This is a genomic window from Sphingobium sp. TomMM7A (genome assembly GCF_055397305.1).
Genome location: NZ_AP027311.1, coordinates 909,805 through 925,616 on the forward strand (window position 1 = coordinate 909,805; position 15,812 = coordinate 925,616).

13 protein-coding genes and 1 tRNA gene are annotated in these 15,812 nt (G+C 62.4%); 3 read left to right on the top strand and 11 right to left on the bottom strand.

All coding sequences use genetic code 11. The features are described from left to right. Nucleotides 1-11 precede the first annotated feature (11 nt). The 4 genes from ACZ5ZH_RS04705 to ACZ5ZH_RS04720 form a co-directional block, all read right to left on the bottom strand. Nucleotides 12-983, bottom strand: coding sequence for an AAA family ATPase (locus tag ACZ5ZH_RS04705; RefSeq protein ID WP_464772321.1), 972 nt, complete (start codon nt 981-983; stop codon nt 12-14). Continuing rightward, the gene (gene tmk, locus ACZ5ZH_RS04710) at nt 980-1,606 is read right to left on the bottom strand and encodes a dTMP kinase (protein ID WP_464772322.1); all 627 of its coding nucleotides are present in this window, start codon (nt 1,604-1,606) and stop codon (nt 980-982) included. Before tmk ends, ACZ5ZH_RS04705 begins: the two co-directional genes overlap by 4 nt. Further along, nucleotides 1,603-2,766 carry a D-alanyl-D-alanine carboxypeptidase family protein gene (locus tag ACZ5ZH_RS04715; protein ID WP_464772323.1) on the bottom strand — a complete coding sequence of 388 codons (1,164 nt, stop codon included), beginning with the start codon at nt 2,764-2,766 and terminating at the stop codon, nt 1,603-1,605. Before ACZ5ZH_RS04715 ends, tmk begins: the two co-directional genes overlap by 4 nt. 114 nt (nt 2,767-2,880) lie before the next feature. Beyond that, complete coding sequence (locus ACZ5ZH_RS04720) at nt 2,881-3,927, bottom strand: lytic murein transglycosylase (protein WP_464772324.1); 1,047 nt, start codon at nt 3,925-3,927, stop codon at nt 2,881-2,883. A gap of 150 nt (nt 3,928-4,077) precedes the next feature. Between ACZ5ZH_RS04720 and ACZ5ZH_RS04725 the strand changes: the two genes are divergently transcribed. After that, nucleotides 4,078-4,167 (top strand) — tRNA-Ser (locus ACZ5ZH_RS04725). A gap of 9 nt (nt 4,168-4,176) precedes the next feature. Here ACZ5ZH_RS04725 and ACZ5ZH_RS04730 read toward each other — a convergent pair. The 6 genes from ACZ5ZH_RS04730 to ACZ5ZH_RS04755 all read right to left on the bottom strand — a co-directional run bounded on the left by ACZ5ZH_RS04730 (nt 4,177) and on the right by ACZ5ZH_RS04755 (nt 11,535). Then, nucleotides 4,177-5,217, bottom strand: a complete 1,041-nt coding sequence (locus ACZ5ZH_RS04730) for a hypothetical protein (RefSeq protein WP_464772325.1) — start codon at nt 5,215-5,217, stop codon at nt 4,177-4,179. Nucleotides 5,218-5,354: 137 nt separating this feature from the next. Then, the gene (locus ACZ5ZH_RS04735) at nt 5,355-5,663 is read right to left on the bottom strand and encodes a formate dehydrogenase subunit delta (RefSeq protein WP_464772326.1); all 309 of its coding nucleotides are present in this window, start codon (nt 5,661-5,663) and stop codon (nt 5,355-5,357) included. A gap of 4 nt (nt 5,664-5,667) precedes the next feature. Beyond that, nucleotides 5,668-8,514, bottom strand: coding sequence for a formate dehydrogenase subunit alpha (gene fdhF / locus ACZ5ZH_RS04740; RefSeq protein ID WP_464772327.1), 2,847 nt, complete (start codon nt 8,512-8,514; stop codon nt 5,668-5,670). Further along, on the bottom strand, nt 8,511-10,088 hold the full coding sequence (locus ACZ5ZH_RS04745; RefSeq protein ID WP_464772328.1) for a formate dehydrogenase beta subunit: 1,578 nt from the start codon (nt 10,086-10,088) through the stop codon (nt 8,511-8,513). The genes fdhF and ACZ5ZH_RS04745 overlap by 4 nt, the downstream gene beginning before the upstream one ends. Next, complete coding sequence (locus ACZ5ZH_RS04750; protein WP_464772329.1) at nt 10,085-10,537, bottom strand: NAD(P)H-dependent oxidoreductase subunit E; 453 nt, start codon at nt 10,535-10,537, stop codon at nt 10,085-10,087. The genes ACZ5ZH_RS04745 and ACZ5ZH_RS04750 overlap by 4 nt, the downstream gene beginning before the upstream one ends. A 92-nt stretch (nt 10,538-10,629) precedes the next feature. Further along, nucleotides 10,630-11,535, bottom strand: a complete 906-nt coding sequence (locus ACZ5ZH_RS04755; protein ID WP_460985825.1) for a LysR family transcriptional regulator — start codon at nt 11,533-11,535, stop codon at nt 10,630-10,632. Between the two features lie 206 nt (nt 11,536-11,741). On the opposite strand from ACZ5ZH_RS04755, the gene ACZ5ZH_RS04760 reads away from it, so the two are divergent. Beyond that, nucleotides 11,742-11,978: a hypothetical protein gene (locus ACZ5ZH_RS04760; protein ID WP_464772330.1), complete on the top strand. Its 237-nt coding sequence runs from the start codon at nt 11,742-11,744 to the stop codon at nt 11,976-11,978. A 292-nt stretch (nt 11,979-12,270) separates the two neighbouring features. Next, nucleotides 12,271-12,693: a DUF983 domain-containing protein gene (locus ACZ5ZH_RS04765; protein ID WP_464772331.1), complete on the top strand. Its 423-nt coding sequence runs from the start codon at nt 12,271-12,273 to the stop codon at nt 12,691-12,693. A gap of 138 nt (nt 12,694-12,831) precedes the next feature. Here the strand turns inward: ACZ5ZH_RS04765 and secA are convergent, their stop codons facing one another. Continuing rightward, nucleotides 12,832-15,564 carry a preprotein translocase subunit SecA gene (secA, locus tag ACZ5ZH_RS04770; protein ID WP_464772332.1) on the bottom strand — a complete coding sequence of 911 codons (2,733 nt, stop codon included), beginning with the start codon at nt 15,562-15,564 and terminating at the stop codon, nt 12,832-12,834. Nucleotides 15,565-15,812 lie beyond the last annotated feature (248 nt).

The window sequence follows — 15,812 nt, forward strand, 5'->3', positions numbered from 1 at the left end:
AAGCCTGCTTTTCAACGCTGATCCGGGGCGAGTGCGGCGACGTGGCCGGCGAGTTCGAAAGCGACGGCTGCGGGGTCGAGCGAGAGGATGATGGCGCCGCTGGCGAGTTGGCGCGCGGCTTCCCAGTGGTCCAGTGCCAGGCCCAGCGCGGGACCGCTGCGCTGGCGGGCGGCGTCGGCGATGAAGGCGGGGACGCGTTCGAGGAAGGCTTCATAGCGCGGGCGCGCGGCTTTGCCGGAGAGCTGCTTTGCGAGGATGAGGCGGCGGCGGTTGCCGGGGTCGCCATCCGCCGCGATCGCGCGGAGCATGCGGTCCAGGTCGGTTACGTCGAGGCCCGCGTAGCGCAGGGCTTTCCCGGGCGCGCCCTCTCCCAAGGCGGCGAGCGCCTCTATGTCTGCGGGGGGTAGGTCGGGCTGCTCTTGGCGCAGGATGGTGCGCATAGCTTCGTCATCGAGCGGGTCGAAGCGCAGGGTGCGGCAGCGCGAGCGGATGGTGGGCAAGAGGCGGCCGGGCGCGTGGCTGACGAGGAAGAAGAGCATGTCGGCGGGCGGCTCTTCGAGCGTCTTGAGGAGCGCGTTGGCGGCGCCGCGCTCAAGGTCGTCGGCGCTGTCGATGACGACGATGCGGCGTTGGGACAGGGACGGGGCGGACTGGACTAGGCGCTGGAGGCCGCGCACCTGATCGACGGAGATGTTGCGGGCGGTGCCGGTTTCTTTTTCCAGGCAATAGAGTTCGGCGTAGTCGGGATGGGCTTCGGCTTCGACCAGCTTGCGGATGGGGTGATCGGTGGGGACTGACAGGCCTTCGCCTTCGGGCGCGGGACCTGCTGCTTCGGCCAGGAGACGAAGGGCCAGGGCGCGGGCGAAGCTGGCCTTGCCGATGCCGCGCGGGCCAGCGAGTATCCAGCCATGATGCATGCGGCCACTGCGGGCGGCGGTGAGCAGCATGTCGGCTTGCGCGTCATGGCCGAGGATTGTGGTCACGGCAGCAGGTCGTGGAGCGCTGCGAGGAGGCGCGAGGTGACGGCTTCGGGGTGGCCCGACGCATCGACGGTGCGGATGCGGGCGGGGTCTTGCTCGGCGAAGCGGGCGAAGGCGGATGCGACATTGGCGTGGAAGGCTGCGTCGCGGCCTCCGATGCGGTCGGCTGCGTCTCCGTCGCGGGACCAGGCGCGCTGCTGCGCCTCGGCTTCGGGGAGGGTCAGGAAGAAGGTGCGGTCGGGGAGAAAGTCGGCGCTGCCGATGCGGTGGAGGGTCAGAATGTCGGCGTCGGTGAGTTCGCCCATGCCCTGATAGGCGCGGCTGCTGTCGAGGAAGCGGTCGGACAGCACCCATGCGCCGCGATCGAGCGCGGGACGGATTGTCTTTTCGATATGATCGGCGCGGGCGGCGGCGAAGAGGAGCGCTTCGGCGCGCGGGCTCCAGCGGTCGGCGGCGCCGGTGAGAAGAAGCGCGCGGATGGCTTCCGCGCCTTCGCTGCCGCCGGGTTCGCGGGTTTCCACGACTTCCAGGCCCTTCGCGCGCAAGGCGGCGGCGAGGGCGCGGAGTTGGGTCGATTTACCGGCGCCCTCCCCGCCCTCCAAAGTGATGAACCGGCCGCGTGTCACCCGAAGAAGGACTTCAGACCGTTCCAGAGGCGACCGAAGATGCCTGCTTCGGACACTTCCTCACCTGCGACTAGAGGCAGGACCTGTGGCGGGGTGTCGGGGGTGGAGACGATGAGTTCGGCGATCTTCTGCCCCTTGGCGATCGGCGCCTTGATCGGGCCGGTATAGGCGACCTTGACCGAGATGTTGCCCGATGCGGTGCGGGGCAGCGTTACGGCCATGTCCTGCGGCGCGACGAGCGGCACGCTGGTGGCACTGCCCAGTTGAACCTCCGCCGTTTCGACGGTCTGGCCTTTCTTGAAGAGCGGCTGCGCTTTCCATGCCTTGAAGCCCCAGTCCATGAAGCGGACGGATTCCGAAACGCGGCCATTGTAGGTCGGCAGGCCAGCAACAACCATGACGATGCGGCGGCCGTCCTGTTCGGCCGAGCCGGTAAAGCCAAAGCCCGCTTCCTCCGTATGGCCGGTCTTGAGGCCGTCGGCACCGGCAACCTTGCCCAGGATCGGGTTGCGGTTCGCCTGCGCAATGTCGGAGCCGCCCATGGTCTTGCCCCAGGTGAAGGCGCGCGTCGCGTAGAAGCGCTTGTAGAGGTCAGGCGTCTCCTCGATCGTCGCTTCGGCGAGACGGGCAAGGTCCTGCGCGGTCACATAGGTGACACCTTCATCCGGCCAGCCGTTGCTTGTGCCGAAATGGCTGTTCTTGAGGCCGAGGCGCTTGGCTTCATCATTCATCTGCGCGACGAAGGCCTGCTCCGTCCCGGCGATCCCTTCGGCCAACACCACGCAGGCGTCATTGCCGGATAGGGTCACGATGCCGTGGAGGAGATTTTCGACCGACACCTGTTCGCCCGCCGACAGGAACATGGTCGAACCGGCCGCCGGGCCATGCCACTGCTTCCAGGTTTCGGGGCGGACAGTGAATTTCGTGTCCAGCTTCAGGTCGCCCTTCTGGATCAGGCGGAAGGCGACGTGCGCCGTCATCATTTTCGCCATCGACGCTGGCGGGATGCGCGTTTCGCCGCCCTTGTCATACAGCACGGCGCCCGACGACAGGTCCTTCATGTAAGCGATGGGCGCCTCACTGGTGTAAGGAGGCGCGGCAGCCGTGAGAGGCTGCGCCAGCAATCCGACGAAGAGGATGGCGGCTAGTGACTTGTTCATGAGGACTGCCTTCGCACTGATGGATTCGGGTGATGAGAATGCCCTGCCCCTGTCATTAGCCATGACAGACACATTCTCAAGAGGGCTGGCGCAACAGGTGACGCGGCTGCGCCCTTATTGCCGGACGGCGTCGGCGAGCAGCCCGACGGACAGGGCGTAGAAATTCGAGCAATTATAATCGAGGATCGCCCGGTAATTACTGGTGAGCAGATAGGCGGTCTTGCCCGGCCCATCGGGTTCTAGCAGCGTCGCCAGCATCGTGTCTGCTGGCCAACTGCCGCCCGCCGGGACGATGCCCCGGCTGCGCCATTCGGCCATCGTCAGCCAGCGGCTGTGGCGGTTGAATACACGGGGACAGCGGGCTGGAGAAAGCCGGGCGGTGACGCTCGACCGGTTGAACCCGTCGGGCACCGAGACGGCCACGCCCCAAGGCTGGCCACGCCGCCAGCCTGCGTTGACGAAATAGTTGGCGATCGAGGCAAGCGCGTCGGCTTCGCTGTTCCAGATATCGGCGCGGCCGTCACCGTCGCCATCCTTGGCCAGACGCAGATAAACGCTGGGAAGGAACTGGGGATAGCCCGTCGCCCCTGCCCAACTGCCGACCAGGCGGCTGCGGGGCACGCCATTGTCCAGCATCTTGAGCGTCGCCAGCAATTCCGGTTCGAACAGGGTACGGCGACGGCCTTCATAGGATAGCGTCGCAAGCGAGCGGATGAGGTCGAAATCGCCGGTATAGGAACCATAATTGGTTTCATGGCCGTAGATCGCGACCATGATTTCCTCAGGCACGCCGGTTTCCGCCTCTATCCGGGCAAGCCGGGCGCGGTTCGCCTGATAAGCGGTGCGGCCACGACTGATGCGCGCGGCATCGACATGCTGCCGCCGATAGGGTTCGAAATTGGGAATGGGGGAATAGGCCCCTCCCCCCGGCTGGTTCTGGTCCAGTTGGACAACCCGTGGGTTCGGCGTGAGCGTGGGGAAGACGGAATCCAGCGTGGAAGAACGGATGCCCATCGCCTGCGCCTTTGGCCGCAGCGTTTCCAGATAGCTGCGGAAACCCGCATCCTGAGCCATGTCCTGCGTCATGCCAGGACCCGCCATCAAGATGCCCGCCGTGACGACGGCAAGACGCAGTAGAAGCGAGTGAATGGTTGAACGCATTAAAAAATCTCCCTCAGCCCTATGTGGCACAGCGACGGCAGGAGGCGAAATCCCCCTTGTCGCTTCCGTACCCACAAGAACGCGCCGAAAGCGGATTTTGGTCATTTTACGCTTGGCATGACGCAAAGCTTCGCTAGGAAGCGAGCGGACGGACAGGTGGCCGAGTGGTTTAAGGCAGCGGTCTTGAAAACCGCCGTGGGTTTACGCTCACCGTGGGTTCGAATCCCACCCTGTCCGCCAACTTACGCATCAGGCTGCGTCAAGCTCATCGGGCAATTGAAAATTTGGTGCAGCCATGATCCGGCCGCCCTCGCGAAACTTATTCAGTACGCGGCGCAACGGCAGCGCGAGGAGCCGGTCAGCTTCAGCGATCAAGCCGATGGGACTGACATAAACATCGCTTCGGTGTATCATAAGGCTGCGCAGCGGGAGCCAACCTGCCTCACCCAAGTTGCCGACGAGCCCGCGCCGCAAAGTATTCGTGACGATATCAACCAACTCCAGGCCAGGTTCCGGCTCACTCGAAAACCTAAAACTCTCGCCATACATCAACTGAAGATCGATGCCCGCCCCGTAAGTTCGATCGACCGGCGGTGCAACTTCGCGGAGATATGCAGGCAACTCGTCGAAGATAAATCGTCGGAAATGCCGATAATCACCGCCCGGCAACATCGCACCGGGTCGTTCCAGAGACATGGCTTGGAGCCAAATGACTAAGGTCTTTGACCACCAATCCTCCCAGTCAGTAACGGCGGCGGGGTCTTTTGCGTCGATCACCCAATGAAATTCGGCAAGCTCTTTGGGAAAGCGCTGGCAGTGATAGACGATCATATCCTGCATGACCCGGTAGAGCAGGTCGATGGTGACAACACCTTGAACATACAATTGGTCCGAAAAGCCGGCCATCCTTGCTTGCAGAGCGGCAACGCCGTCTCGTAGTTCCTGGGTGTGTCCGTCGGTGAGGTTCGCTGCCAAGCTGGCACCTCGACGCTCTCGGTGCCCTGCAATCTCTTCGGCCGTGTGGCCCGCCAGATCGATCATCGACGCGCAGAATATCGCGCCGTTCTTTCGCAATAATTCTACCACGGCAGCGACTTGCGCCTCATTGAGTTTGCTTCCCTTCACCTCTCCCTTCGCATTTTTCGGCAAATTTGCGCGCAAGCGCTCATACTTGCCGAACAGTTTAGGCAAGCGATGGGAAGCGAGAATGAGCGCGCCAAGGGTCGAAACCGCCGGTGCATCGGCTCCGGTGCCTGTGAATGTGCCCGACTCGTCAATAAAAATATGCAACACCGCCTCCGTGGAGGTGCATTACTTTTCAGCTGTCAGCAAATCGAGCACTAAGGCTTACTTTGTCGCTGCGATTGTTCCAAATTCGGGGCACATGGCGGCTCCATCGTATTAGGACGCTGATTGCATATCGAATTTCAGCCTGCTTCGGAGCGACCGACTTCGTTCACGCTGCTAAACTTTGCACCCCGGGTCTGCGGCAGCGGCGAACCTGCGGCGCGCAACAGAGTGATTGCCCTCGCAACAACCGGAGCGAATGTCGCTTCCCCCTTCTCGTGCAGAGCGAATATCTGCGCCCGCATTCGGGGTTCCCAGAATTTGGCGATGTGATCAGCGACTGCCTGTGCCGCTTTCTCTTCGCCCATGGTCATGAAGTTTCTGGCGATCTGGTTGGCCATATAGACCAGCCGGTCCTGATTGGACATCATCGAGTGGTCTTCAGTCATGCCGTCATTCCGCTGCGTGGATCATGTCGATGCGCCGACTATGCCGGGCTTGCGCGTCATAGCTTTTCTGCCAGTCGCTGGGACCGTTGGATGCGGACACCTGCACCGCCGTCACCTTATATTCCGGGCAATTGGTGGCCCAGTCAGAATAGTCGGTGGTGATGACGTTCGCCTGCGTTTCTGGATGGTGGAAGGTCGTGTAGACAACGCCCGGCGCGACGCGCTCGGTCACCAGCGCTCGCAGGGTGGTTTCCCCTGCCCTGCTACGGAGCGTTACCCAATCACCGTCCTTAAGGCCCCTGTTTTCCGCGTCGCTGGGATGGATTTCCAGTCGGTCTTCGGGATGCCAGGCGGCATTGGCGGTGCGCCGGGTCTGCGCGCCGACATTATATTGGCTAAGGATGCGCCCTGTGGTCAGCAGTAGCGGGAAGCGCGGGCCGGTCTTTTCATCGGTCGGCACATAGTCGGTAACGACGAACTTGCCCCTGCCGCGCACGAAACCGTCTAGATGCATGGTCGGCGTGCCGTGAGGAGCCCGGTCGTTCGCGGGCCATTGCAGCGATCCCTCCGCGTCCAGGCGGTCGTAATGCACGCCCGCGAAGGTCGGGGTGAGCGCGGCGATTTCGTCCATGATCTGCGATGGGTGGCTGTAGGTCCAGCCCAATCCCATGGCGTTGGCGACCAGTTGCACGATCTCCCAATCTTCATAGCCGTTAAGGGGCGCCATCACCTTGCGCACGCGCTGAATGCGCCGTTCGGCATTGGTGAAGGTCCCGTCCTTTTCCAGGAAGGTGGAGCCGGGCAGGAAGACATGCGCGTAATTGGCGGTCTCGTTGAGGAACAGGTCCTGCACCACGACGCACTCCATCGCCGCCAGCCCGGCCGCGACATGGTGCGTATTGGGGTCGGACTGGAGAATGTCCTCGCCCTGGATGAAAATGCCCTTGAAGGTGCCGTCGGTGGCCGCATCCAGCATGTTGGGGATGCGAAGCCCCGGTTCGGGGTCCAGCGCAACGCCCCAGCTTTGTTCGAACAGCGCGCGCGTGGCATCGTCGGAAACGTGACGATAACCGGAAAATTCGTGCGGGAAGCTGCCCATGTCACAGGCGCCCTGCACATTATTCTGCCCGCGCAGTGGGTTCACGCCCACGCCCTCGCGCCCGACATTGCCGGTCGCCATGGCGAGGTTGGCGATTGCCATGACGGTCGAGCTGCCCTGGCTATGTTCCGTGACACCTAGGCCGTAATAGATCGCGCCGTTGCCGCCGGTGGCGTAAAGGCGAGCGGCGGCGCGGACCTCCTCCGCCTTTACTCCTGTCAGCGGTTCGATCGCTTCGGGAGAACGGGCTGGCTGTGACACGAACTCGGCCCATTCGGCAAATTCGTCCCAATCGCAGCGCGCACGAATGAAGGGCTCATCGTACAGCTTCTCGGTCACGACGACATGAGCAAGAGCCGTCAGCATGGCGACGTTGGTGCCGGGGCGCAGCGGCAGATGATGTTCCGCCTCGACATGGGGGGACTTCACCATATCGATGCGACGCGGGTCGATGACGATCAGCTTGGCGCCCTGCCGCAGCCGCTTTTTCATGCGCGAGGCAAATACGGGGTGGCCGTCAGTCGGGTTGGCGCCGATGACGAGGATCACGTCGGACTGCATCACGCTGTCGAAATCCTGCGTCCCGGCAGAGGTGCCGAAGGTCGTGCTGAGCCCATAGCCGGTCGGCGAGTGGCAGACGCGGGCGCAGGTATCGACATTGTTGTTGCCGAAGCCCTGGCGGACGAGCTTCTGGACGAGGAAGGTTTCCTCATTGGTGCAGCGGCTTGACGTGATGCCGCCAATGGAGCGCGTACCATATTTGGCCTGGATGCGGCGGAACTCCGCTGCCGTGTGGGCAATGGCTTCGTCCCACGATACCTCGCGCCAGGGCTGGTCCACGGACGCGCGGATCATGGGGTTGAGTATCCGGTCCTGATGCTGGGCATAGCCCCAGGCGAACCGGCCCTTGACGCAGCTATGGCCGCGATTGGCCTTGCCCTCTTTCCACGGCACCATGCGTACCAGCTCCTCACCACGCATTTCCGCGCGGAAGGTGCAACCGACGCCGCAATAGGCGCAGGTGGTGACGATGGCCCGGTCGGGCGTGCCGACCTCGACCACTTTCTTTTCGATCAGCGAGGCGGTGGGACAAGCTTGCACGCAGGCGCCGCAGGACACGCATTCGGAACCGAGGAAATCCTCGCCCTGCGACGCAGAGACTTTCGATCCGAAGCCCCTGTCCTCGATAGTCAGCGCGAAGGTGCCCTGCACCTCTTCACAGGCGCGCACGCAGCGGGAGCAGACTATGCATTTGCTGGGGTCGAAGTCGAAATAGGGGTTCGACTGGTCCTTCGCCTGCCCCATATTAGTTGCGCCGTCATAGCCGTAGCGGACCTCGCGCAGCCCCACCGCACCGGCTTGATCCTGCAATTCGCAGTCGCCATTGGCCGCGCAGGTCAGGCAGTCGAGTGGATGGTCGGAGATGTAAAGCTCCATCACGCCCCGGCGGAGCTGCTTCAGCCGATCGCTTTGAGTGCGAACCACCATGCCTTCGGCGATGGGCGTGGTGCAGGATGCCGGATAGCCGCTGCGTCCTTCTACCTCGACCAGGCATAGGCGACAGGAGCCGAAACTCTCCAGATTGTCGGTGGCGCACAGTTTGGGAATGGAGCAGCCGGTCAGCGAGGCGGCGCGCATGATGCTCGTGCCCTCTGGCATGGTGACGCGCTCGCCATCTATTGTGAGCGTGACGGACCTGCCGTTGGCTATGGCTGGCGGGGTGCCATGATCGGCTTCGCGGGTGAAGGTCATTCCGCAGCTTCCTTTGCAGACGCGGGCGCGCCAAAGTCTTCGGGGAAATGATCGAGCGCGCTCAACACCGGAAAGGGTGTGAACCCACCCAGCGCGCAGAGCGAGCCATATTTCATCGTATCGGCCAGGTCGCGCAGCAGTTGCAGATCCTCGTCCACGCTGCGTTGCATGGCACCGGGCGCTCGTGAATAAAGCGCCTTGCTCAGTCCTGGCGAAATGGGCGGGTTCGCTGGAGGCAGCCCCTCCGCCCTGCGGGTCAGCAGCCGATCCATGATCTCCACCCCCCGCGTCGATCCGATCCGACAGGGCGTGCATTTGCCGCAGCTTTCAACCGAACAGAACTCCATGGCAAAGCGCGCCATATGCGCCATATCGACGCTGTCATCGAAGACGGTGATGCCGGCATGGCCGATCAGCCCGCCAGCTTGCGCAAAGGCTTCATAGTCGAAGGGCAGATGGAACATGGATGGCGGGAAGTAAGCGCCGAGGGGGCCACCCACTTGCACCGCCCGCACGGGGCGACCGCTCGCCGTGCCGCCGCCAATGTCGTTCACCAACTCGCCAAGCGTTATGCCGAAGCCGACCTCATATAGGCCGCCATGCTTCACATTGCCCGCGAGCTGGACCGGCATGGTTCCGCGCGAACGGCCAAAGCCGACCGCCGCATAGGCATCCGGTCCCTCCGCCAGGATGAAGGGCACCGCAGCCAGCGACAGCACATTGTTGATGACGGTCGGCTGACCAAACAGCCCCTTCAAAGCCGGGAGCGGCGGCTTTGCCCGCACCTGCCCGCGTTTGCCCTCGATACTGTCGAGCAGCGCTGTTTCCTCGCCGCATACATAAGCGCCCGCGCCTTCGCGCACCTCCAGCGTGAAGGGCGCAATGAGATGCGCGCTGGCGTCGATCGCCGCGCGCATGGTGGCGATACTGTAGGGATATTCGCTGCGGATATAGATGTAGCCATGGGCCGCGCCGACGGCATGGGCAGCGATCGCCATCCCTTCGATCAGGCAGAAGGGATCGCCCTCCATCAGCATCCGATCCGCGAAGGTGCCGCTGTCACCTTCATCGGCGTTGCAGACGATGAACTTAGGCGCGCCTGGCGCATCCAGCACCGTCTGCCATTTGATCCCGGTCGGGAAACCGGCGCCGCCGCGTCCGCGCAGCCCCGACGCCTTGACCACATCGACCACTTGCAGGGGAGGCATGGCGCGAGCCCTTTCCAGGCCCTTCCAGCCATCATGCGTGGCATAATCGGTAAGGCTCAGTGGATCGATGATGCCGCACCGCGCGAAGGTAAAGCGCTGCTGATTAGCGAAGAAGGGTAACGCGTCCACCTTGCCCAGCCTAGCAGGATGCGTGCCGTCCAGTACCGCCGCGACGTCCTGCGGCCCGACTGGCCCGTAGCCGATACGGCCTGCATCCATATCCACTTCGACCAATGGCTCGATGGAAAACAAGCCGCGCGATCCAGTACGCACCACTTCGCACCCTGCCTGCGCGAAGCCGCGCGCCACTTCGTCGGCGCCCAGCGCGACGGAGGCCATATCCCGGCTGATGAAGACCCGGCTCATGCCGCCATCTCCGCCGCGATCCGCTCCAAAGCTTTGGCATCGATCCCTGCAACCGGTCGGCCGTCCACCAGCGCGTTCGGGCCGATCGCACAGAGGCCCAGGCAATAGACAGGCTCCAGACTTAGCTGGCCGTCAGCCCGGGTCTCCCCCATGGCGACGCCCAGAATTTGCGCCGCCTGATGCTCCACCGCTGCGCCGCCGCGTGATTGGCAGCTTTCCGCGCGGCAGAGCTTCACAATGTGGCGGCCGGGCGGAACACGGCGAAAATCATGGTAGAAGGTGATGACGCCATGCACGTCCGCGCGGGTGAGGTTCAACGCCTGCGCAATTATCGGGACCTGCGCATCGTCGATATAGCCCGCCTCGTTCTGCACCGCATGCAGAAGGGGCAGTAACTGGTCGCGCGTGGCGCCATGACGCGCGGTCCAGCGTTCAATAAATGCTTCCATCCTGCCCTGCCTGCAGCCTTCGATCCGCAGCCATGGTGCCGGGCCACCCGGCTCGGGTCAAATTGAAGCCCCTAATGGATGATAGAGATATTCTATGAAGCGGTGCGATAGCCATTAGGCAAGCGCAGGTCGCGCGCGACGCTGAGGACCGCTTGAGCCAACGGTCCCATCGGTGCACGATCCGACACTATGACGCCCACGCGACTGCCTTCCGCCGTGGCGGGCAGCGGATAAGTGCGCGCCCAGGCCAGCCCTTCCAGCAAGGTGGCATGATTTTCCGGAATGATAGAACAGAGCCGCCCCTGCTGCACAAGGCCGAGCAGTGCGACATAGCTGTCCGCCGTGACCACCGGGCGCAGGGCAAGCCCCCGTTCGGCCAGACGCGCGTCCAGGATACGCCTGTTCTGCATGCCCTGATGCAACAGGCACAGCGGCAGGTCTGCAAGATCGGCCCAATCCAGCGGATCGGGTATCGCCGCACAGCCGACCGCACCGATGAGGATCGCCCGCTCCATATAAAGAGGCACTGACAAGGCGTGGGCCGGTGGTTCGAAATCGAGATAGGTGATCCCGGCGTCCAGTTCGAACGCAGCAAGGCCCCGCTCGATCTGCCGGGAAGTGAGCGCGCGGACGGAGATGTTAAGGCCCCGATGGCGCTCCAGCATCGCTTCAGTGAGATGGCCGATCACCGGCATGGCGGCCGGGATCGCGCCCAGCCTTAATTCGCCCTTCAGCGGACCACGGGCCGTTTCCGCCGCGTGACCAAGGGCTTCGGCAGCGGCGATCAATTGACGTGCCCATGGCAGGATAGCCTCTCCCTCAGCCGTCAAACCCACATATTTGCGATCGCGCCGGATCAGCCGCTTTCCCAGCTGCGCTTCCAGTGACGCGATGCCCACGGACAGAGTGGGTTGCGAGACATTGCAGTAGGACGCCGCGCGCGCGAAATGACCTTCGCGCTCTAACGCCAGGAAATATTCGACAAGGCGCGTCTGCATGCTGTCATCTACACTGGATCGGGCGGAAGTTCATAGAGCGAAACTATGGCAGCCTTTTGAAGGGGAATGGGGCGAGAATTCAGCCGCGTGATCGATCCTGTCGATTGCCGTTGCAGATGATCGTAGCTGTGGCTCGCCTTAACCCTCGTTAAGGAGTATTGTGAACCAGCATGCTATCACTTCCACCTCACCATCTGGAGGTTGCAATGTCTGGGCAAACGGATGCACCTTATTTGTTCCGGCGCGCGCGGGAAGAAGCTGCCAAGGTAAACGAGGCCTTGGCAAGGCACGCTCCTGCCGAAGAGGTCGCGGCGCATCGGGAATTGGCGTTGCGGTACAAGGTTAGGGCGCTGGCCGCTTCCTGTCCCGATCAGGTCCTGCATGACGCCATGGAAAATTTTGATGTGCCGAGCGACCCCGTAGGCGGAAAGCCTGCGCATTAATAACCTATGGGGATTGCAGCCGATAAAAATGAAAGCGCCCCCGAGCAAGGGATGCCGGGGGCGCGACTTGTATGCTGTCGGGCATCCAAATCGCGGCGCGTTTAACAGACATTGTTGACGACTGCAATCCAGTGATAACTTTCCAGCGGCCATGCCGTAACGTCAATGCGGATGTCGCCCTTTGGAGCGAGGCAATATGCAGGTGGGACAAAAAGGCCAATTGAATTAGGCTCCTCTATCATCACATGGACTTGCCAGGCGAAGGCCCGGAACGTGCACAGGGGAAGCAGATATGGTTCAACCGTCGGATAAGTCGCCACGGCGTTCGCTGATCGAAACCGGCGCGCTGGGCCGTTGCCCCCGGTGCGGCGACGGGCATATTTTCAAGGGATTTCTTACTGTCCGCGATCGGTGTGAGGTTTGCGGACTGGATTATTCCTTTGCGGACCCGGCGGATGGCCCAGCGGTGTTCGTGCAGTTGTTCGCCTGCGTTCCCGGCGTCATCTTTATCGTGATGTTGGAGATATTGGCGCGGCCGCCTTTATGGGTGCACATCGCCGTCGGTATCCCGGTGCTCATATTGACGACAGTGTTGCCGTTACGCCCGATCAAGGGCTGGATGGTCGCCGCCCAATATGTGACGAAGGCCCAGGAGGCAGGGACGGCGGACCTATGGGCCAAGCTGCACGGAGATGGGTCAGACAAGCGGGATTGAGGGATGGGGGCGTATGGATCGCCCCTCCAGAAGGCCCCGTGCGCGCCCGCCTCGTTTCAGATATGAGCCCCGCCGCGCCAGTTTGCTGGCATGACGGGGATTCGATAAGCTCTCAGAACTGCCGCTAGCGGTTGGCGCTCAGGCGAGCGCGCCATGGCAGTGCTTGTATTTCTGACCGGAGCCGCACGGGCATGGTGCGTTGCGGCTGATATCCAGATTGGTGAACTCGCCGGGCTGTGCATTGCCGACCGGCGGACGCGGGAGCGTGGTGGTGATGCCACCCAACTGGCCAGCATCGATGTCGCCGCTATTATCTTCGCCCGAGAAGGGGTCGATGTGCGTGGTGATGAAGTCGGGAAGCACGGGCAGGTCGAACTCGGGCAGCGGTTCTTCCAACCTGAACTGGACGCGCGCGATCGAGCCGGTCACATCCTCACGGATGTTGCTCAGCATGCGCTCGAACAGGGCGAAGGCTTCCTGCTTATATTCGTTGATCGGCGTCTTTTGCGCATAGGCGCGCAGGTGAACGACCTGGCGCAGCGCGTCGAGGGTCGACAGGTGCTCTTTCCAGTGATGGTCCAAGCTCTGGAGCAGGATCGATTTTTCGATCATGTGCCAGTTTTCCGGATCGATCCCGCCAATCTTTTCGGCGACCGCTTCATCGGCAAGAGCCTTGAGGCGTTCCTCGATCAATTCCGGATCGACGGCATCTTCCGTCAACCATGCGTCGAAGTCGGGTTCAAGTCCGAGGATTTCGGCGGTGCGCGCCTTCAGCCGGTCGATATCCCACTGTTCGGGATATGTGCCCGGAGGACAGGATGCGCCGACAAGGTCGTTGACCGTTTCGTGCCGCATGTCCGTCACGACGTCGTCAACGGTGTCAGCGTCCATGATGTCGGCGCGCTGTTCATAAATGACCTTGCGCTGGTCGTTCATGACGTCGTCATATTCGACGACCTGCTTGCGGATGTCGTAATTGCGCGCTTCAACTTTCCTCTGCGCGGTTTCGATCGCCTTGCTGAGCCACTTGGACGGGGGCAGCGCCTCGCCATCTTCCAGGTTCGAGCGGATCATCTTGGCGAACATGGTGTCCGGGCCGAAGATGCGCATGAGGTCATCGTCGAGGCTGAGGTAGAAGCGCGAGAGGCCGGGGTCGCCCTGACGCCCTGAACGACCGCGCAGCTGGTTGTCGATGCGGCGGCTTTCATGCCGTTCGGTCGCGAGGACGAAGAGACCACCAGCGGCGAGCACTTCGGCCTTTTCCGCCTCGATCTCGGCGTCGATCCGGGCGATCGCGGCTTCGCGCTCCGGCCCTTCCGGCATGTCGCGCAGCTCGTCCTCGACACGCATTTCCAGGTTGCCGCCGAGTTTGATGTCGGTGCCGCGACCAGCCATGTTGGTGGCGATGGTGACCGCGCCCTTGCGACCCGCCTGCGCGACGATATGCGCTTCGCTTTCATGGAAGCGGGCGTTCAGGACGGCGTGCTTCACGCCTTCCTGATTGAGGAATTCGGACAGCATTTCCGACTTTTCGATCGACACCGTGCCGACAAGGACGGGCTGGCCCTTTTCGGCATGGACCTTGATGGTCTTGGCAATGCCGCGGAACTTGTCTTCCAGATTCTTGTAGAAGCTGTCTTCTTCATCGACACGCTGCACCGGCCGGTTGGTCGGGATGGTGACGACGTTCATCTTGTAGATTTCGTAGAATTCGGTCGCTTCGGTCGCGGCCGTGCCGGTCATGCCGCCCAGCTTCGGGTACATGCGGAAAAAATTCTGAAAGGTGATGGAGGCGAGCGTCTGGTTTTCCGGCTCGATCTGAACGCCTTCCTTGGCTTCCACCGCCTGGTGCAAGCCATCCGACCAGCGGCGGCCATCCATCATGCGGCCGGTGAACTCATCGATGATGATGACCTTGCCGTCTTTGACAATGTAATCGATGTCGCGGCGGAACATCACGACCGCACGCAGGGCCTGGTTGACGTGGTGAACGACGGCGGTGTTTTCGAAATCGTAGAGGTTCGCGCCCTCCAGCAGGCCGGCATCTTCCAGCAAACGCTCGATCTTTTCCGTCCCGTCCTCCGTCAGGGTGACGGTGCGCTGCTTCTCGTCCTTCTCATAATCGGCTTCGTCCAACCGCTTCACGATCGCATCCACGGAGACATAAAGCTCCGACTTGTCGTCGGTCGGACCGGAGATAATCAGCGGGGTGCGCGCTTCGTCGATCAGGATCGAGTCCACCTCATCGACGATGGCGAAGTTGAAGGGCCGCTGCACCATCGATGCGCGGTCATATTTCATATTGTCGCGCAGATAGTCGAAGCCGAGTTCGTTGTTCGTCGCGTAGGTTATGTCGGCGTTATAGGCTTCGCGACGCTGATCCTCGCTGAGGTTCGGGACGATGACGCCCGTGGTGAGGCCGAGGAAACGATAGACCTGCCCCATCCATTCGCAGTCGCGGCTGGCGAGATAGTCGTTGACGGTGACGACGTGGACGCCCTTCCCCTCCAGCGCGTTCAGATAGGTGGCGAGCGTCGCGACCAACGTCTTGCCCTCACCCGTGCGCATTTCGGCGATCTCGCCGCGGTGGAGGACGATGCCGCCGACCATCTGCACATCATAGTGGCGCTGGTGAAGGGTGCGCTTGGCAGCCTCACGAACCGTGGCGAAGGCTTCGGGCAGCAGGTCATCGAGCGTTTCACCCTGCGCCAGGCGTTCCCGGAATCGGGCCGTCTGGGCCGTCAGTTCCTCGTCGCTCATCGCTGAAATGACGGGTTCGAAAGATGCGATGCGTTCGACGATCTTGCCCAACGACTTTACGTAACGTTCGTTGGACGATCCGAAGATGGACTTGGCGAGTGCGCCGAACATGCAAGTTCCTGACAATAGGGGAGCGCGCGCCCTTTTAAAGCAACGCACACGGATATGCGCGGCGATTTAGGGTTTGGCTGTGGGATAGTCAATTGATGAGCGCGTCTGCGTCACCGGCAAACCGGTCGGCCATCGCGGGAACGAAGCGTGGCTTCGACATCTATCACCTTTGCGCCTGGGCTTACCTGCTGCCTTGTCGGCCAGCGTCGACGCTGCGGAAACGTGCGTGGGCAACGGTCAACCGTGCG